Source organism: Microbacterium sp. LWO13-1.2 (genome assembly GCF_038397725.1).
Taxonomy (GTDB): Bacteria; Actinomycetota; Actinomycetes; order Actinomycetales; family Microbacteriaceae; genus Microbacterium.
In genome coordinates this window covers 3,860,489-3,877,415 of record NZ_CP151634.1, presented here as the reverse complement: position 1 = coordinate 3,877,415, position 16,927 = coordinate 3,860,489, and the positions used below count along the sequence as shown (strand labels likewise).

Annotated in this window: 18 protein-coding genes; 11 read left to right on the top strand and 7 right to left on the bottom strand. The window is 68.4% G+C overall.

Annotated elements, in window-relative coordinates:
* The first annotated feature begins 9 nt into the window (after positions 1 to 9).
* The 4 genes from MRBLWO13_RS18555 (at position 10) to MRBLWO13_RS18540 (ending at position 4,209) form a co-directional block, all read left to right on the top strand.
* Positions 10 to 1,203, top strand: coding sequence for a sensor histidine kinase (locus MRBLWO13_RS18555; protein WP_341975567.1), 1,194 nt, complete (start codon positions 10 to 12; stop codon positions 1,201 to 1,203).
* On the top strand, positions 1,200 to 1,829 hold the full coding sequence (locus MRBLWO13_RS18550) for a response regulator transcription factor (protein WP_341975566.1): 630 nt from the start codon (positions 1,200 to 1,202) through the stop codon (positions 1,827 to 1,829). Before MRBLWO13_RS18555 ends, MRBLWO13_RS18550 begins: the two co-directional genes overlap by 4 nt.
* 100 nt (positions 1,830 to 1,929) lie before the next feature.
* Positions 1,930 to 2,313: a VOC family protein gene (locus MRBLWO13_RS18545; RefSeq protein WP_341975565.1), complete on the top strand. Its 384-nt coding sequence runs from the start codon at positions 1,930 to 1,932 to the stop codon at positions 2,311 to 2,313.
* Between the two features lie 135 nt (positions 2,314 to 2,448).
* Positions 2,449 to 4,209, top strand: coding sequence for a Na+/H+ antiporter (locus MRBLWO13_RS18540; RefSeq protein WP_341975564.1), 1,761 nt, complete (start codon positions 2,449 to 2,451; stop codon positions 4,207 to 4,209).
* 42 nt (positions 4,210 to 4,251) lie between these two features.
* On the opposite strand, the gene MRBLWO13_RS18535 is transcribed toward MRBLWO13_RS18540, so the two are convergent.
* Positions 4,252 to 4,689, bottom strand: a complete 438-nt coding sequence (locus MRBLWO13_RS18535; protein ID WP_341975563.1) for an NUDIX domain-containing protein — start codon at positions 4,687 to 4,689, stop codon at positions 4,252 to 4,254.
* A complete protein-coding gene (locus MRBLWO13_RS18530) occupies positions 4,689 to 5,330 on the bottom strand; it encodes a TetR/AcrR family transcriptional regulator (protein ID WP_341975562.1) in 642 nt (213 codons plus the stop codon). The genes MRBLWO13_RS18535 and MRBLWO13_RS18530 overlap by 1 nt, the downstream gene beginning before the upstream one ends.
* A 70-nt stretch (positions 5,331 to 5,400) precedes the next feature.
* Between MRBLWO13_RS18530 and MRBLWO13_RS18525 the strand changes: the two genes are divergently transcribed.
* Both MRBLWO13_RS18525 and MRBLWO13_RS18520 read left to right on the top strand, forming a co-directional pair.
* The gene (locus tag MRBLWO13_RS18525) at positions 5,401 to 5,787 is read left to right on the top strand and encodes a DUF1761 domain-containing protein (RefSeq protein WP_341975561.1); all 387 of its coding nucleotides are present in this window, start codon (positions 5,401 to 5,403) and stop codon (positions 5,785 to 5,787) included.
* Positions 5,788 to 5,836: 49 nt separating this feature from the next.
* Positions 5,837 to 6,130 carry a DUF1905 domain-containing protein gene (locus MRBLWO13_RS18520; protein WP_341975560.1) on the top strand — a complete coding sequence of 98 codons (294 nt, stop codon included), beginning with the start codon at positions 5,837 to 5,839 and terminating at the stop codon, positions 6,128 to 6,130.
* Between the two features lie 25 nt (positions 6,131 to 6,155).
* Here MRBLWO13_RS18520 and MRBLWO13_RS18515 read toward each other — a convergent pair whose 3' ends face one another.
* Complete coding sequence (locus MRBLWO13_RS18515; RefSeq protein WP_341975559.1) at positions 6,156 to 7,877, bottom strand: thiamine pyrophosphate-binding protein; 1,722 nt, start codon at positions 7,875 to 7,877, stop codon at positions 6,156 to 6,158.
* A gap of 202 nt (positions 7,878 to 8,079) precedes the next feature.
* Here MRBLWO13_RS18515 and MRBLWO13_RS18510 point away from each other — a divergent pair, with 202 nt between their 5' ends.
* The 4 genes from MRBLWO13_RS18510 to MRBLWO13_RS18495 all read left to right on the top strand — a co-directional run bounded on the left by MRBLWO13_RS18510 (position 8,080) and on the right by MRBLWO13_RS18495 (position 12,108).
* The gene (locus MRBLWO13_RS18510) at positions 8,080 to 9,762 is read left to right on the top strand and encodes a circularly permuted type 2 ATP-grasp protein (RefSeq protein WP_341975558.1); all 1,683 of its coding nucleotides are present in this window, start codon (positions 8,080 to 8,082) and stop codon (positions 9,760 to 9,762) included.
* Entirely contained in the window at positions 9,756 to 10,682 is a 927-nt protein-coding gene (locus tag MRBLWO13_RS18505; RefSeq protein WP_341975557.1) for an alpha-E domain-containing protein, read from the top strand. Before MRBLWO13_RS18510 ends, MRBLWO13_RS18505 begins: the two co-directional genes overlap by 7 nt.
* A complete protein-coding gene (locus tag MRBLWO13_RS18500) occupies positions 10,679 to 11,524 on the top strand; it encodes a transglutaminase family protein (protein WP_341975556.1) in 846 nt (281 codons plus the stop codon). The genes MRBLWO13_RS18505 and MRBLWO13_RS18500 overlap by 4 nt, the downstream gene beginning before the upstream one ends.
* 74 nt (positions 11,525 to 11,598) lie before the next feature.
* Entirely contained in the window at positions 11,599 to 12,108 is a 510-nt protein-coding gene (locus MRBLWO13_RS18495) for a phosphoribosyltransferase (RefSeq protein ID WP_341975555.1), read from the top strand.
* Positions 12,109 to 12,120: 12 nt separating this feature from the next.
* Here the strand turns inward: MRBLWO13_RS18495 and MRBLWO13_RS18490 are convergent, their stop codons facing one another.
* Positions 12,121 to 13,644: an ATP-dependent DNA ligase gene (locus MRBLWO13_RS18490; RefSeq protein WP_341975554.1), complete on the bottom strand. Its 1,524-nt coding sequence runs from the start codon at positions 13,642 to 13,644 to the stop codon at positions 12,121 to 12,123.
* A gap of 79 nt (positions 13,645 to 13,723) precedes the next feature.
* Positions 13,724 to 14,353, bottom strand: a complete 630-nt coding sequence (locus tag MRBLWO13_RS18485; RefSeq protein ID WP_341975553.1) for a TetR/AcrR family transcriptional regulator — start codon at positions 14,351 to 14,353, stop codon at positions 13,724 to 13,726.
* An 84-nt stretch (positions 14,354 to 14,437) separates the two neighbouring features.
* Between MRBLWO13_RS18485 and MRBLWO13_RS18480 the strand changes: the two genes are divergently transcribed.
* Entirely contained in the window at positions 14,438 to 14,974 is a 537-nt protein-coding gene (locus MRBLWO13_RS18480) for a hypothetical protein (protein ID WP_341975552.1), read from the top strand.
* On the opposite strand, the gene MRBLWO13_RS18475 is transcribed toward MRBLWO13_RS18480, so the two are convergent.
* Both MRBLWO13_RS18475 and paaE read right to left on the bottom strand, forming a co-directional pair.
* Positions 14,961 to 15,731 carry an enoyl-CoA hydratase-related protein gene (locus MRBLWO13_RS18475; protein WP_341975551.1) on the bottom strand — a complete coding sequence of 257 codons (771 nt, stop codon included), beginning with the start codon at positions 15,729 to 15,731 and terminating at the stop codon, positions 14,961 to 14,963. The genes MRBLWO13_RS18480 and MRBLWO13_RS18475 overlap by 14 nt on opposite strands.
* 13 nt (positions 15,732 to 15,744) lie before the next feature.
* Positions 15,745 to 16,926 carry a 1,2-phenylacetyl-CoA epoxidase subunit PaaE gene (gene paaE, locus MRBLWO13_RS18470; RefSeq protein WP_341975550.1) on the bottom strand — a complete coding sequence of 394 codons (1,182 nt, stop codon included), beginning with the start codon at positions 16,924 to 16,926 and terminating at the stop codon, positions 15,745 to 15,747.
* Between the last annotated feature and the right edge of the window lies 1 nt (position 16,927).

Here is a 16,927-nt window from a genome sequence, read left to right as displayed (position 1 = left end):
GTTGGAACGATGATGCGACCACCCCCGCGTGATGGAGCGGCATCCGCCGGTCCATCACGAGCGGCCGCGCAGTTCGCCGCCGCAGGCGCTCCACCGGCAGCCTGGTCCGCCATCGGAGCGCGTTCGCCGGCCTCCAAAGATCCCTGGGCGCGGTTCGGGTGGCTGATGGCGGTGATCTGGCTGGTCTTCCTGATCTACCCGGTGCTGGCGCTGCTGCGATCGACGGCCCCGGTCGGGTGGATCATCGTCGGCTGGGTGATGCTCGTGGCCTTCATCGTCCTGTACGTCGTCGGCTTCATGCACGGGATGCGCGGGGGCGGCGGCCTCGGAAAGGCGCCGTCCGCGCGGCAGTGGATCACTTTCGCGGCGCTGATCGTATGCGCACTGCTCTCGGTGCCCGCGGAGGGCGGCTCCGCTCTGAGCTTCCTGCCGTTCATCATGTCGTTCGCCTCCTACGGTCTGACGCGCACCTGGCACTGGATCACCACCGTCGGAGCTGTCGCCGTCACAGCGTTGTGCGTCTTCCTCATTCCAGGAGGCATCGACTACCTCTCGCTGCTCGCGATCGTCGGCCTGCTCGGCGTGGTGAACACCGTGTCGACCTGGCTCATCGTCCGATCGGTCCAGGCCGAACGTCTCGGGCTGGAGCTGGCGACGAGCGAGGGGCGGGAGGCGGTCGCCCGCGATGTGCACGACCTGGTCGGGCATTCGCTGACCGTGGTCGGGCTGAAGGCCCAGCTGGTGCGGCGCCTCATGGAGTCCGATCCGGAGCGGGCGAAGGCGGAACTCGCCGACATCGAGGCGCTCACCGCCGAGGCGCTCGCCGGGGTGCGGGCGTCTGTGGCCGGGGCGCGCGGCGCCACGCTCGTCGAACAGCTGGCTGCCAGTCGGGACGCCCTGGAGTCCGCAGGGATCGACGTGCAGGTCGAGGGAGCGCCCGGAGCGCTGTCGCCCGTGCAGTCGCTGACGGCGAGCTGGATTCTGCGAGAAGCGACGACGAACGCGCTCCGACACTCCCGATCCCGAACCGTGACGGTGCTCATCGCTCCCGGTTCGCTGGCCGTGGAGGACGACGGCGTCGGGTCGAGGGCGCCGGAGGGAAACGGCATCCGGGGGATGCGGGAGCGTGCAGCGGCGGCGGGCGCGGTTCTGCGATGGAGCTCCGCCGAGAATTCCGGAACGCGAGTGGAAGTGACGTGGTGACCGATTCGGAGGAGACGCGCGGTATCCGCTTGGTGATCGCGGATGACCAGGCGCTCGTGCGCGGTGCGATGGCCGCTCTCCTGGAGCTCGAGGGAGACCTCGAGGTGTGCGGCACGGCAGCGGACGGCGCGGAAGCGGTGCGGCTCGTGGGCGAGCTCGGGCCCGATGTGTGCCTGATGGACATTCAGATGCCCGGCATGGACGGCGTCGAGGCGACGCGACGCATTCGGCAGGCGAACCCGGGCACGCGCGTGCTGATCGTCACGACCTTTGCGCGGCCCGGCTACCTGCGGTCGGCGCTGGATGCGGGAGCCAGCGGGTTCATCGTCAAGGACACCCCTGCGGAGGAGCTGGCCGAGGCGGTGCGCCGTGTGCACGCCGGATTGCGGGTGCTGGATCCTGCACTTGCGGCGGAGAGCCTCTTCGAGGGCGCGAATCCGCTCAGCGACCGGGAGCAGCAGATCCTGCGGCTGGCGGCGGACGGGCGGTCCGCAGCGATGATCGCCGCCGAGGTGTTCCTGTCGGCGGGGACGGTGCGCAACCACCTCTCGGCGACGATCGGCAAGACGGGGGCCGAGAACCGGGCGCAGGCGGTACGGATCGCGTTGGACAAGGGGTGGATCTGAGGGTCGTCGATCGCGCCGCACGCACCCCTGGCGCAGTGTCGGTGCGGCGTCGTAGTTTGGACGCGGACGGGCGACCGCGCCCGCCAGGAGGGTGTGTGCTGTGGACTGGAAGATCGAGCTCATCTTCGTGCCGGTGTCGGATATCGACCGGGCGAAGGACTTCTACATGAAGATCGGCTTCAATGCCGATCATGATCAGACGCCGATGGAGGGGCTGCGGTTCGTGCAGATGACGCCGCCCGGATCCGCGTGCTCCATCGCGTTCGGGACAGGTCTGGGGGAGAGCCGTCTCGAACCGGGAATGCAGAACACGATCCAGGTCGTGGTCCCGGATGCCGATGAGGCGCTCGCGCACCTGCGCGGTCTCGATGTGGAAGCGGAGGGGGTCGACGAGCAGGCCTGGGGTCGCTTCGTCACCTTCGACGATCCGGATGGGAACACCTGGACGCTGCAGGAGCTGCCGGACTACGGCGCGCAGAGCTGAGGCGCCGCCCGGCTGAGGGGAGGTCTGTCAGAACCTTCCGCAGATCACCCGACGGGAATACGTTGTCACCAGCGGACGCTTTGCTCTGAGCACGTGTGCGTCGTCGTCAGCGCGCGGCAGATGATGGGTGGTTGTATGGAAGGTCTCGAGATCACGGTCCTCCTCGGGCTCACGATCCTGGTGGGGACCATGCTGGCGCCGCGGTTGCGCTTGGCTCTTCCCCTGGTGCTGGTCGTGTTCGGTCTGCTGCTGGGCTTCGTGCCCGAGCTCCGTGACATCCAGCTGCCACCGGAGACCGTGCTGCTGCTCTTCCTGCCCGTGATGCTGTTCTGGGAGAGCCTGACGACGTCGTTGCGCTCGATTCGCCGGGACTTCCGCTACATCCTTCCGATGAGCACGCTGCTCGTCGTCGCGTCGGCCTTCGCCGTGGCGGGAGTGGCGGCGTTCTTCGGCCTGCCGTGGGAGATCGCGCTCATCCTCGGTGCCGCTGTTGCGCCTCCCGACGCGACCGCCGTCGCGGCCCTCGGCCGGCTGCTTCCCCGACGCGGGTTCATGAAGCTGAAGGCCGAGAGCCTCACCAACGACGGCACGGCCCTCGTGCTGTACGCCATCGCGGTCTCGCTCGCCGTCGGCGGCCAGATCACGCCGGTCACGGTCACGATGTCCGTAATCGTGTCCTACCTCGGCGGAATCGCCGCGGGAGCGATCGTCGCGGCAGCCGCCTGGCTGCTCCTGCGGCGGGTGCGCTCGACGATGTCGATCAACGTCACCCTGCTGCTCGTGCCCTTCTCCGCGTTCCTGCTCGCCGAGATGGTGCACGCCTCGGGAGTGCTCGCCGTCGTCGTCGCGGGCCTCGTCGTCGCCTTCGTCCGGCCGCAGATCACCACAGCGGCCTCCCGCCGCCAGGCCGAGGCGGTCTGGCCGTTCGGGGTCTTCCTGCTCAACGGGGCGCTCTTCGTGCTCATCGGTCTCGAGGTCCAGTGGGTCATCCATCAGACATCCGCGCAGACGGTCGGATGGCTCGTGCTGACGACGGTGGCCGTCTGGGTCACGCTGCTCGTGGTGCGCTTCCTCTTCCAGCTGCTCTCCGTGCCGTTCCAGCGGATCGCGGGCGGCGCGACCCACCCTCGAGGCCTGCGCACCCGTGCGCAGATCGTCAGCACGGTCGCGGGGATGCGCGGTGCGGTGTCGCTCGCGATCGCGTTGTCCGTGCCGTTGGTGACAGACGACGGTTCGGCGCTCGCCGGACGCGATGAAGTCGTCTTCGTCACCGCCGGCGTAATACTGCTCAGTCTGCTCGTGCAGGGGCCGATGCTCCCGGCCGTCGTGCGCTGGGCGGGGTTCCCGGTCGACCACGGCGAGGACGAGGAGTACGAACTCGCGGAACGCGCGATCTCCGGTGCGGCCATCGCGGCTCTTGATCGACTTGCTTCCGAGCAGGAGGTCGGCTCGGAGATGCGGGACCGGATCCGCCGAGAGGGTTACGAGATGCTCGAGTTGGCCAATGCGCGCGCGATGGCCAGGGAACGCGCGCTGATCGATGCCGAAGTGGTCGCGATGGAGGACATGCTGGATGCCCCGGACCCGCTTGCGTCGTCTTCCGATGACGCATCAGGGGACGAGCCGAGCGGCGGCGTCGGGGGAGCGGTGCGTCTGCCGGATGCCGGCACGCTTCAGATGGTCGCGACGTCGGCTGATGTCGACATGATGCAGCGGTCGCCGCTCGTGCGCCACGAGGAGTACTCCCGGCTGAAGCTCGCGATGCTCGAGCACAAACGAGAGGTTCTGCACGGCCTTCGCCGGGCGGGTACCGTCGATGACCTCATCGTGCGCCGCATCTCGGCGCGCCTCGATCTGGAGCAGGTCCGGCTGCAGGGGATCGAGGACTTCGACTGATCGGGCTGGCCGCATTCAGCCCCCCGACGATGAGATCACGCGTCAGGCGGTCATGACGCGGAGCCGGAGCAGTTCCGGAGCGCCCGCCGGGTACAGCGGCCGCGTGCCGGCGAGGATCTCCGCGATCGGCACCCATCGCACCGGGCTGCCCTCGTCGAGGACGCGCAGCTCGGCATCCAGCGGCAGCGCGGAGATCTCGGCGGATTCGACGGCGAAGATGTGCGCGATCTCGTGTCCTCGCCTGCCCTCGTACGTGAAGAGGTTCTCGCGGACGCCGAGCAGTTCGGCGGCATCCACGCGCATGTCGAGCTCCTCCAGGAACTCGCGTCGGAGCGCCTCTGCCGCGCGCTCCCCGAACTCGATGCCCCCGCCGATCGCGCGGCAGAAGGCGAGGCCGGCGGACTCGTCTCGTCCTTCCAGGACGAGTACGTGTCCGTCTTTCACCGGGAGGCCGACGCTGATGTTGCGAATGGCTGCCATCACGGCATCCCGTATCGGCCGAGGAACGTGGTGACGGCCTCTTGAGCGAGCGTCTCCAGCTCATCGGGGGTGTAGCGCGCTGCTCCGGCGGTGAGCGTGAGGCGGTTCAGTGGCGCGGCGAGTGCGAGCCACGTGAATTGTTCAGCAGCCATCTGCGAGCTCTCGATGCGCAGAAGCCGTCGTTCTGACAGGTGCTCCAGCGCATCGGCCAGAAGCGTCTGGTTGCGGTCCCAGCTGCGTCGCACGTAGTCGGTGGACACGTCGGGAAACCGTTCGGCCTCGGCGGTGATCAACGTCCGCATCCGGAGGACCGGGTCGCTCAGAACGCCGGCGTGGAGGGTGCGCGCGAGTTCCAGCAGTCCGTTTCGGATGTCGGTCGTCACCGTCAGCTTCTGCAGATGCGGGCTCATCGCGTCGCGCCCACGGTCGACCCAATCCCGCACGACGGCAGCGTAGAGCTCGTCCTTTGACGGGTACTGCCGGTAGAGGGTCTGCTTCGAGATACGCGCACGTGCAGCGACGGCGTCCATCGTCGCGCCGGCGTACTGGTGCGCGAGGAACACGTCGCGGGCGGCCGCAAGCAGGTCTGTGCCGCGGCTGCCGCCTGGTCTGCCGCGGGTCGGAGGTGCTGCACTGCTCATATCCAAAATAGTACTGGACAGTACCCGCATCCTGGCTTACAGTACTGGGTAGTACTAAAGGAGGGTCATCATGATCGTATTGGGCATCGCCGTCGCCGCTGTCGCGGCCTTCATCCTCAGCTCCGTCTACTACTTCGTCACCGCGCCGATCGAGCAGCGTGCGCTCGGTGACCGGATGGTGGATCGTGGCAAACCTGCCCCGTGGAAGATCGTCACGGAACTGCTGCGCACGGCGGTCGTCGGCGGCGCGTTCGCGTGGATCGCCGCGCAAGCGGGGATGCTGTCGCTGCCCGGTTCGGTGCTGCTGGCGCTCGTGCTCTGGGTCGCGTTTCCGCTCGTCCTGCTCACCGGATCGATCATCTGGGAACGGGTGCCGTGGCAGACCGCGGCCGTCCACGCCGGAGACTGGCTGCTCAAGCTCCTGCTCGTGGCCCTCGTCCTCGGGCTCATCCACTGACGCGAAGTCCGACGAACCCGGCATCCACCGAAACGAAGGAGAACCTGTCATGTCCACTGCCACCGGTCCTGGTCCGATCGACCGCACTTTCCGCGCAGAGCTGCTCCAGAGCGAGGCGAAGGGCGGTTGGACGTACGTCAAACTCGACGACTCCGCCGACTACTTCGGCACTCGCGGCCTCGTCAAGGTCGCCGGAACGATGGACGGGATCCCGTTCACCAGCTCATTCATGGCGCTCGGCGACGGCACCCACAAACTCCCCGTCGCCGCGAAGCTGCGTGGAATGCTCAAGAAGCACGTCGGCGACACCATCACAGTCCACCTGCAGCAGCGGCTGAACTGACAGTCGCGGCTGGGGCCCTGATTCCTCAGGAGTTCACGCGAATGATCTCCTCCTGGTACGGAGCGACGACGTCACCGGAAATGCGCAGGTCGAGCAGCAGGAAGCGGCGGGATGCGGCATCCTCCTCTGCCCAGGTCGCGAGCCGATCGAGATCCGCCAGCGTCCGCACCACGACGCCCTCGGCCCCGACGGCCGCGCCGAACGCCGCGAAGTCCACCTCCGGAATCCGCATCGGACCTTCGGCCAGCCCCTTGAGGCCGTAGAGATTGACCTCGGCGCCATAGGCGGCGTCGTTCCAGACCACGGCGATCCCGCGGCCCCCGGCCGCACGGACCGCGGATTCGAGGTCCGCGATCGCCATGAGTCCGCCGCCGTCGCCGGACGTCAGCACCACCGTCGACGTGCGGCGGGCGAGCGCGGCTCCGACGACGCTGGGCCAGCCCTGCCCGATCGACTGGAACGCGGTGCCGATCATCATCATCCGGTCGGGGGACTCGACGGGCCAGTACATGTTCGCCCAGCCGATGAAGTGTCCGCCGTCGGAGACGACGACGCGATCCTTCGGCAGCAGCTCGGCGATGCGGCGGGCGGCGGAACGCGGGTCGAGGCGTCCGTCCGGAGCAAGGTCGTCTCCCGGCGCATAGGCGCGAGCCGATGCCACATCGACGCTCTCCCGCCACGGGGTGCTGGCGATCGAAACGTCGGATGCCGCGTCCGACCCGCCGGTGCTCGAAGCGTTCTCGCCGGCGCGTTCGTCGGAGCGTCCGACTTTCCGTACGAGGTGCACGAGCCTCTCGGCGATGATCCGGGCGTCGCCGCGGACGAAGCCGCCGACGTGCGGGTGGGTGGCGGCGGGCGCGATGTCGACCTGGAAGATGCGGGTCCCCGGCGCGAACAGCTCGCCGAAGCGCATCGTGAACTGGTTCAGTGATGCGCCGAACACGACGGCCACGTCGGCCTCCCGGATGAGCGACATCGCACCGTCGGCGCCGAAGCCGCCGGTGACGCCGAGGTCGTATTCGGTGGCAGGAAAGACACCGCGGCCAAGGGCTGACGACGCGGTGAGAGCGCCGGTCGCGTCGGCCAGCGCGCCCAGCGCCTCGCGGGCTCCGGCGAGCCACGCGCCGCGACCGGCGAGCAGGAACGGGCGCTCGGCATCGCGCAGCGCAGCGGCGATCTCCTTCAGCATCCCTGCGGCGAACTCACCCTTCGGAGCGAGCGGAGCCGGGATGCGAGGCGCCGGTGCTGCCGGCACCCAGCCGGCCTCGAGCGCGGCGACGTCGTAGGGAATCGCCAGCACCACGGGCACCCGGTAGGTCAGGGCGTGCTCGATCGCGATGACGGTGGTGGCTGCGGCATCCGCGCGGCCCACGGTGTACGTGCGGGCACCGACGGCCGAGGCGAGGGCGATCTGGTCGACATCCCACGGGCGGGGCCCCGACGTCGGCTCATCTCCGACGACGAGCACGAGCGGCACGTGCGCCTGCACGGCCTCGGCCAGAGCGGTGATGGTGTTCGTGAATCCGGCGCCGTAGGTCGAGGTCGCTACGGCGATCCGCCCGGACGCACGGAAGTGCGCGTCAGCGGCGACGACGGCGCCCTGCTCGTGGCGGACGGCCGTGAACACGGCATCCGTCTGCCTCTCGATCGCGTCGAGGAAGTAGGCGTTGCCATTGCCCATCACCCCGAAGACGGCGTCTGTGTGATGGGCGAGAGTGAGCGCGACATGTGCGGAGACGGTGGGCATGCGAAAGCCTTTCGAGACGGAACGGAGAACGATGGGATCCGTATGTGTCTCGCCTTCGCATCTTCGCGAAGCGCTTCGTGCCCCTTTTTCGGACACCGGCAAACGTCGTACCGGACACCGGAATTCTACCGTGGTCGGCGTTGTCGCCGCACCGTCTTCACGCCGTAACATGTGCGAAACCGCGGCGCGGGAGCATGCCGCCATGGAGTCGCTGTTCAACGGATACACCACCCGCCGCCGCCCGGCGGGGCCCGGGCCCCGCGCGTGGGACGAGATGTTTCCGGCGGAGGTGCTTCCCGGCGACGCGGAGGTGCGCGGCCCGTATCGGGACATGTACCCCGCGCTGGCCGCGATGGATGACGCGGAGCTTCGCGCACGCACCGACGCGTTGGCGACCTCCTATCTTGCGCAGGGCGTGACCTTCGACTTCGCTGGAGAAGAGCGACCGTTTCCGCTGGACGTCGTGCCTCGCGTGCTCGCTGCAGACGACTGGCGCTATGTGGAGTCCGGTGTGGCGCAACGGGTCCGTGCGCTGGAGGCGTTCCTCGCCGACGTCTATGGTCCGCAGCTCGCTGTGCAGGACGGTGTGATTCCGGGTTCCCTGATCAGCTCGTCCACGCACTTTCACCGCCAGGCGGCCGGGATCGTGGGTGCGAACGGTGTGCGCATCCACGTCGCCGGCATCGACCTCATCCGCGACGAGAACGGCGCGTGGCGGGTGCTCGAAGACAACGTGCGGGTCCCGAGCGGCGTCAGCTATGTGCTTGCGAACCGCCGAGTGATGGCGCAGACCCTTCCGGAACTGTTCACCAGCCTCCGTGTCCGGCCCGTCGTCGATTACCCGAGCCGCCTTCTGCAGGCGCTGCGAGCGGCGGCACCGCAGGGCGTGGATCACCCCACGGTCGTCGTGCTGACACCTGGCGTGCACAACTCGGCCTACTACGAGCACACGCTGCTCGCGCGAATGATGGGCATCGAACTCGTCGAGGGCAGGGACCTCTTCTGCTCAGGCGGACGCGTCTGGATGCACACCACGGCCGGTCCCACCCGGGTCGACGTCATCTATCGACGAGTCGATGACGAGTTCCTCGATCCGCAGCACTTCCGGCCGGATTCTGTGCTGGGGGCGCCCGGGCTCATGCTCGCTTCTCGACTCGGCAACGTCACCATTGCGAACGCTGTGGGCAACGGGGTGGCCGACGACAAGCTCGTCTACACCTACGTTCCCGCGCTCATCAAGTACTACCTGGGTGAAGATCCGATCATTCCGAACGTCGACACATGGCGACTCGAGGAACCCGAAGCGCTGGAGGAAGTGCTCGATCGGCTGGACGAGCTCGTCGTGAAGCCCGTCGACGGCTCCGGCGGCAAGGGGCTCGTCGTGGGGCCGGATGCGTCGCGAGAGACTCTCGAGGAGTTGCGCCGTTCGCTCCTTGCCGATCCGCGCGGCTGGATCGCACAGCCCGTGGTTCAGCTGTCGACGATCCCGACACTGGTGGAGGACGGCTTCCGTCCGCGGCACGTCGATCTGCGACCTTTCGCCGTGAACGACGGCGAGAACGTCTGGGTGCTTCCCGGCGGGTTGACCCGGGTGGCGTTGCCGGAAGGGCAGCTCGTCGTGAATTCGAGTCAGGGCGGAGGCTCGAAGGACACCTGGGTGCTGGATCCCTCACTGCTGACGGGACCGACGGCGACGGTCGCGGGTGAGCCGGACCCGGCGTCCGATGAAGTCTCACTCGCGACAGGCGCGATCACCGTCGTCGCGCCAGCGCGCCTCGAACCGCACACACCGTTCCTCTCCTCGCCGCAGGACGAAGACGTCGAGGTCCGGCAGCAGCAGCAACAGCAACAGCAACAGCAGCAGCGCGAGGAGCCGACATGCTGAGCCGCATCGCCGAGGCCTTGTTCTGGATCGGCCGCTACATCGAGCGGGCCGATGGCACCGCTCGCATTCTGGACGTGCATCTTCAGCTGTTGCTGGAGGATCCGTGGGTGGATGAGGACACCGCCTGTCGCGCGCTGCTGTCCGTCATGGGCACCACGGTCGACGATGAGACGCCCCTCAATCGGGACGACGTGATGCGTCTGCTCGCACTCGACCGCGAGCATTCGGCGTCGATCGGGCACTCGATCGTCGCGGCGAGGGAGAACGCGCGACGGGCACGAGAGATCATCTCGACCGATCTCTGGGAGACGCTCAACGAATCGCACGCCCGGATGCCGCGGCGCATCGCCTCCGACAAGACGCACCCGTTCTTCCGCTGGGTGCGCGACAGGTCGGCGCTGGCATTCGGAGTGGTGGACTCGTCGACCAGCCGGGACGAGGCATGGCACTTCTTCGTGCTCGGGAGATCCATCGAGCGGGCCGACATGACCGCGCGGCTGCTCGCGACGCGGTCCCTCACTGACGCGAGCGGACCGAGTTGGACTACCCTGCTGCGCAGCTGCGGGGCATACGAGGCGCACTTGCGAAGCCATCGAGCGGTGCCGACGGCAGCGTCGGCAGTGGAGTTCCTGCTCGTCGATCGACTGTTCCCGCGGTCGGTCCTGTCGAGCGTGCTGCAGGCGGAGGAGTGCTTACGCGGAATCGATCCGACCAGCGCATTCGGGGTACCGCACAGCGCACATCGGGTTCTCGGTCGGATGCGTTCGGAGTTGGAGTATCGGCCGATCGGCGACATCGTCTATCGCCTCTCCGAGAGCATGGAAGAAGTCCAGGTAGGGGTGTCGATGGCGAGCGATGCGGTCCGAGAACGGTATTTCCCGTCGATCGCGATGCCGGTGTGGATCGGAGAGGCACTGTGAGCCGGCTGCGGATCGTTCATCGGACGGGATTTCGCTACGAGCAGCCGGCGACGGCTTCCTACAATGAGGCGCGGATGCTGCCCCATTCGAGGGAGGGGCAGTTTGTTCTGCAGGCGGGCCTGGAGATATCGCCCACCGCAGCGCAGCATTCGTATGCGGACTACTGGGACACGCGGGTATCGACCTTCGAGGTGCTCGTCCCCCATCAGATGCTGTCGGTCACGGCGACAAGTGTCGTGGACGTGCGGCCCGTCCCGCCCTCTGGGGTGCGCCTGGATTGGGACGAGGTCGCCGCGCGGATTCCGCTTTCGTTGTCGCTCGCGGAGTGCGTCGCACAGACGCCGGCGACTGCCCCCGACGCGGACATGCTCGATCTCGCCCTGCGCATCGAGGCCGAGGGCGGCAGCCTCGATGAGACGGCTCTCGAGATCTGTCGCACGGTCGGTGAGGCGATGGAGTACCGGAGCGGAGTGACCGGCGTGAACTCCACCGCTCGTGACGCGTGGGCTGCGCGCTCCGGCGTATGCCAGGACATCGCGCATGTCGCGCTGGGGGTGCTGCGAGCGGCCGGCATCCCCGCACGCTATGTCTCGGGCTATCTGCACCCTGATCTGAGCGCGTCGATCGGGCAGCCGGTCGTCGGTGAATCCCACGCCTGGGTGGAATGGTATTCCGGCGAGTGGCGCGGATACGATCCGACGAACCTCACGGAGATCGGCGAATCCCACGTCTACGTCGGCCACGGACGCGAGTATGCCGATGTGGCTCCGCTTCGCGGTGTGTACGCGGGGCCCAGCGCCTCGGAACTGTTCGTATCGGTGGAGCTGACCCGGCTGGAATGAGTTTCCGCGCTCACCGTGCGCGTGCATGCCAGAGTTGTACTCACAGACCGACGGCGGAAGAAGAGGGCGACACCGTGAGTGATGCATCGAACGAGCGCGAGACGCTCACCTGGGACGGCTTCGGCACGGCGACGCGCGATCTGGCGCGGAGCATCCTCGCGGCCGGCTTCGAGCCGGAGGTCGTCGTGGCGATCGCGCGCGGGGGTCTGCTCCCGGCCGGCGCCATCGCCTACGGTCTCGGAGCCAAGAACTGCGGCGCCATCAACGTCGAGTTCTACACCGGCATCGGCACCGTGCTCGACGCACCGGAGGTGCTGCCACCCGAGCTCGACATGGCCTACCTCGACGGGCGCCGGGTGCTGCTCGTCGACGACGTCGCCGACTCCGGTCGCACGCTCGCTCTCGCGGTGCAGCTGCTCAAGGAGAAGGGGGCGGATGTCCGTTCGGTGACGATCTACACCAAGCCGTCGACGATCATCCAGCCGGACTTCGCCTGGAAGGACACCGACCTCTGGATCAACTTTCCCTGGTCGTTCCAGGGAACGGTGCGCGAAGAGGACCTGGGCCTGCCGCCTTCGGCATGACGCGTCAGTTCTTCATCCGCGAAGCAGGGTGCGCAGCGTCTGAATGGTGTCGGCGTCTGCCGGCGCCTTGTCCGGACGGTAGTGCTTCACGCGGGCGAAGCGCAGGGCGATGCCGCCGGGGTAGCGCGGTGAGCGCTGCACACCGTCGATCGCGATCTCCACGACGACCTCAGGGCGGAGGAACACTGCGGCTCCGGTGCGGTGGGTCTCTCGCTCGGGGAAGGTCTCGGTCTGCCACCGCAGCAACTCGTCGGTGAGCCCCTTGAAGGTCTTGCCGACCATGACGAATCCGCCCGGCTCACCGAACTCGCCCTCGGGGTCGTAGGCGCCGAGGTGGATGTTCGACAGCCAGCCGCGCCGCCGGCCGGAGCCCCACTCCGCGGCGAGCACGACGAGGTCGTAGGTGTGCACAGGCTTGACCTTGACCCAGGACTTGCCGCGGCGCCCTGCGATGTACGGCGATTCGGTCGACTTGACGACGACGCCCTCGTGCCCGGCCGCGAGGGCGTCGCGGGACAACTGCTCGGCGGCATCCGGGTCGTCGGTGATGATGCCCGGGATGCGCCAGTTGCCCGCGACGCGGTCGAGCTCGGCGAGGCGAACGGCGAGCGGCTCGTCGATGAGGTCTCGTCCGTCGAGGTGCAGCAGGTCGAAGAACCACGGGCGCAGGACGAGCTCGCGGGAGACATCGGCGCCGAACCGCGACATCGTCTCCTGGAACGGTCGTGGCCCGCCGTCTTCGTCGAGCGACAGGGTCTCGCCGTCGAGGATGAGGTCGCGCGCGGGAAGACCGCGCACGATCTCGACGATCTCGGGTACGCGGTGGGTGATGTCAGCGAGGCTGCGGGTGAAGACGCCGACATCGTCGCCGCGGCGGTGGACCTGAATCCGGGCGCCGTCGAGCTTGTATTCGACGGATGCGTCGCCGGTGATCTCCAGCGCGGCTGTGGGAGTCGCCGCGGTGGCCGCGAGCATCGGCAGCACCGGACGGCCGACCACGAGTCCGACGGCGTCGAGCTGCTCGGCGGTTCCGGTGAGGGCGAGGAGAGCGGTCTCGCCCAGGTCGCCGGAGAGCATCGCGGCACGGCGGACAGTCGCCGGATCGCGGTCGGCGGCGCGAGCGATGGCGTCGAGCAGCACGCCCCCGAGTGCACCTGTGCGCAGCTCGCCGAGCATGGCGCGGGCGAGGAAATCCCACTCCTCGGCCGTCGCTCGGGCAGCGAGCTCGGAGAGGTGCCTGCTCCGCGCGGCCGCGGATCCGGATCCGAGGACCGTCGCCAGAGCGGTCAGGGCGGCATCGACGTCGGTGATGCTCAGTGTCGGAGCATCTGCGTGCGTGACATCGAGGGCGGAGATCCCGCGCCAGCCGACGCCGAGCCGGCCCTGGCGAGGGCTTGCCAGCAACAACCCGGTGAGCGGGAGGATCTCGTCGGGAGCGGCGCGCCGGAGCAGCCCGGCGACGGACTCGATCTTCGCCAGTCGCGAGGAGGTCGTCGCGACCTCCTCGGTCGTGGTGACGGCATCGGCGAGCATCATCCCCGCATTCTGCCACCGGCATCCGACATCCGGGGCGGCGCAGCGAGACCGCGCGCGCGGCGCTCCCTTCTCGCCGGTCTCAGGTGGTGGGCGCAGGTGCTCCCGGATGCCACGGGGCGGTCGCGGCCGTCTCGGCGGAGAGAACCGCTTTCGCCGCGGCGATCACGGCCGGTTCGATCAGGGCAGGGATCGGGCGGCCGAGCAGGCCGCGCACGATGCCGTACGGGATCACTCGAATGGCGAGATCGACGCGTTCCACGGCGTCCTGTGCGTCGGGGTACTGCCGCCGTGCGAGCCTGGTCATCAGGCCGATCACGCCGATGTTCAGCTCCGCGACCTCGTCCCGGAGGGCTCCGGAGGGGAGGGTCGCGAGGAGCAGCTCCTGCCGGTAGAGGGACAGACCGACCGCTTCATCGGGATTCTCGGCGCAGAAGCGCGGAATGGACACCGCACACGCCAGGAGCGCCTCGAACGCGTCGTCCTGTTCTTCCGCCGCGCGGATGAAGCCCGCTTGGAAACGTCGGATGCAGCGCAGCCAGAGCCGCACCAGGATCTCTTCGCGTGATCCGAATCGGTGATAGATCGATCCGACGGGACCGCCCATGCGGTCGGCGATCATCGAGATGGTGGCGTCGCGACCGTTCTCGACCACGGCCCGCAATGCAGCATCCAGCACGTCATCGGTGGTGAAGCGAGAGGGGCGAGGCACACGGCGATTCAATCATCCCGCGTCGAGGATGGGTAGCGAGGATTGATTCTAGAATACTGATTCGTTTACTGCTACGGTGTTCGCATGACCTGGACCACACGAACCGCGACCGGCATCCGCAACGTGCATCGGCGCCGATACTCCGACATCAACGCCGCCTGGGAGCTGGCGCTCCGGGTCGCCGATCCGAGCAGCCGCGTATGGCCGGCGGACGGTTGGGACCCGATGCTGCTCGATCGAGGAATCACAGTGGGGTCATCCGGTGGGCACGGCGCCGTGCGTTACGTCGTCTCAGAGGTCGAGGACTCGCGTTTCCGCTTCGCCTGCACGATGCCGCAGCTCGAGGGCTTCCACGAATTTCGCCGCGAGGGGGATGAACTCGTTCACGAGCTCGTGATCCAGCGGGCGTCGCGGGTTCTGCTCGTCGCACTCATCCCGTTGCATGACGCCGTGCTCGAAGAGCTGCTCGACAATGTCGAAGACCTTCTCGCCGGACGCTCCGTGCCACGGCCGCGCAACCGAACCCGCTGGGTCCGAGTGCTGCGGGCGCTGTTCCCGGAGGAGAAGGACAGTCGGCGCGCCAGGCGGGCCGCACCTGTGAGCGACGTCACCGCCCGGTGAACTCCGGCTTGCGCTTCTCCTGGAACGCCGCGAACCCCTCGCGGTAGTCGGCAGTCTCGCAGAGCGCGGCCTGGGCGGCATTCTCGACGTCGACCGACTCCCAGAGAGCGAGGCGCTCGTCGCGGATGCGAGCGATGAGGCGCTTGCTGGCGAGGAACGCCGCGGTCGCGCCGCGGGCGGCTTTCGTCGCCGCATCCGACGTCGCTGAGACGACCTCATCGTCGGGCAGCACGCGGGAGAACAGGCCGGACTCCACCGCTTCGGTGCCGCTCATCAGGCGGCCGGTGTAGATCAGATCGAGCGTCTTGTGTGCACCGAGGCGATCGAGGAACAGCGCGTGCCCGCCGGAGTCGAGCGTCGCGCCGAGCGCGGCGAACGGCGAGCCGATCTTCGCCGACTCCGCGACGTAGACGACGTCGGTGGCGATGAGCAGGCCGAGACCGACGCCGAGGCACGCACCGTGCGCCACGGCGAACGTCGGCGCAGGAAACTGAGACATGCGCTGCAGCAGTGGTGTGACCAGGCCGCCGAGGTAGCCCATGACGTCATCATTGCGCGGGTCGACGTCGGAGATGTCGCGGCCGGCGCAGAATGCGCGGCCCTTGCCTCGCAGCACGAGCGCACGGACGCCTGCCGCCTCGGCCTCGTCGTAGGCCACGCCGAGGCCGTGCAGTGCCTGCTCGTCGAGGGCGTTGAGCCTCTCGGGTGCGTTCAGCACGATGGTGGCGATGTCGTCGGCGATGGAGAGTTCGATCATGGGTTCCTCCGAGTCACACGTCGTAGTCGACGACCAGGCGGTCGCTGGTCGGATGGGACTGGCAGGTGAGCACGAAACCGCGGGCGAGCTCGTCGGGTTCCAGGGCGTAGTTCTCCGTCATCGTCACGCTGCCCTCGACCACGCGTGCGCGGCAGGTGCCGCAGACGCCTCCGGCGCACGCGAACGGAGCATCCGGGCGCACGCGGAGCGCGGCATTGAGCACCGACTCGTGCGCGTCGATCGGGCTTTCCACGGTGGAGGAGACGCCGTCGAGAGTCACCTCGATCCGCACCGTCTTCTCGCCGGCACGCACCTGCACGGGGCGGGCTGCGCGCACCGGCTCATCTCCGGTGGTGAACAGCTCGAAGCGGATGTGCTCCCTGGCAACACCGACATCGGCGAGCACCTCGCGGCAGAGGGCGACCAGGGCGAGCGGGCCGCAGAGGAACCATTCGTCCACCGTCTCCGGAGGAATGAGCGCGCCCAGGATCGTGCGCAGCTTCTCCTCGTCGATCCGCCCGGACAGCACCGGCGCCGCACGCTGCTCGCGCGAGAGCACGTGGTGCAGGGTGAGCCGCGTCGGGTAGCGATCCTTGAGGTCGGCGAGGTCCTCGAGGAACATCACGTCGAGCGTCGAACGGTTCGTGTACACGAGCGTGAAGCGGGCGGTGTCTGACGCCGCGAGCACGGTGTGGGCGAGTGACATCAGGGGAGTGATGCCGGAACCGGCGGCGATGCCGACGACATGCCGATGATCGAGATCGCCGAGCGCCGAGGTGAAAGTGCCCTGCGGGCTCATCACGTCGATCTCGTCGCCCGGGCGCAGTTGCGTCTGCGCCCACGTCGAGAAGAGGCCGCCCTCATCGCGCTTGACGGCGACGCTCAGGCGGGTGTCGATCGCGGCAGAGCGGTCGTCCGCCGTGCGGTGCTCCGGAGCGCGGCACAGCGAGTAGGAGCGGCGCACCTCGGTGCCGTCGAGTGTGGTGCGCAGGGCGACGTACTGGCCAGGGAGGTAGTCGTACTCGTCGGCGAGTGCTGCCGGGACGGTGAAGGTGACCTCGACGGCGTCGTCGGTGAGCGGGCGCACGTCCTGCACGGCGAGGGTGTGGAAGCGTGCGCGCTTCTTCGCAGGTGGCGGAGTCCGCTCGCGGTGCGGTGTGCTGACGGATGCCGGGGCGGAGGTGAACAGCGACATC

Bases quoted from the DNA above. Each gene is read 5' to 3' on its own strand.
- MRBLWO13_RS18555 (WP_341975567.1), top strand. From the start codon at position 10: ATGATGCGACCACCCCCGCGTGATGGAGCGGCATCCGCCGGTCCATCA.
- MRBLWO13_RS18540 (WP_341975564.1), top strand. From the start codon at position 2,449: ATGGAAGGTCTCGAGATCACGGTCCTCCTCGGGCTCACGATCCTGGTG.
- MRBLWO13_RS18535 (WP_341975563.1), bottom strand. From the start codon at position 4,689: ATGGCAGCCATTCGCAACATCAGCGTCGGCCTCCCGGTGAAAGACGGA.
- MRBLWO13_RS18530 (WP_341975562.1), bottom strand. From the start codon at position 5,330: ATGAGCAGTGCAGCACCTCCGACCCGCGGCAGACCAGGCGGCAGCCGC.
- MRBLWO13_RS18525 (WP_341975561.1), top strand. From the start codon at position 5,401: ATGATCGTATTGGGCATCGCCGTCGCCGCTGTCGCGGCCTTCATCCTC.
- MRBLWO13_RS18520 (WP_341975560.1), top strand. From the start codon at position 5,837: ATGTCCACTGCCACCGGTCCTGGTCCGATCGACCGCACTTTCCGCGCA.
- MRBLWO13_RS18515 (WP_341975559.1), bottom strand. From the start codon at position 7,877: ATGCCCACCGTCTCCGCACATGTCGCGCTCACTCTCGCCCATCACACA.
- MRBLWO13_RS18510 (WP_341975558.1), top strand. From the start codon at position 8,080: ATGGAGTCGCTGTTCAACGGATACACCACCCGCCGCCGCCCGGCGGGG.
- MRBLWO13_RS18505 (WP_341975557.1), top strand. From the start codon at position 9,756: ATGCTGAGCCGCATCGCCGAGGCCTTGTTCTGGATCGGCCGCTACATC.
- MRBLWO13_RS18490 (WP_341975554.1), bottom strand. From the start codon at position 13,644: ATGATGCTCGCCGATGCCGTCACCACGACCGAGGAGGTCGCGACGACC.
- MRBLWO13_RS18480 (WP_341975552.1), top strand. From the start codon at position 14,438: ATGACCTGGACCACACGAACCGCGACCGGCATCCGCAACGTGCATCGG.
- MRBLWO13_RS18475 (WP_341975551.1), bottom strand. From the start codon at position 15,731: ATGATCGAACTCTCCATCGCCGACGACATCGCCACCATCGTGCTGAAC.
- paaE (WP_341975550.1), bottom strand. From the start codon at position 16,926: ATGTCGCTGTTCACCTCCGCCCCGGCATCCGTCAGCACACCGCACCGC.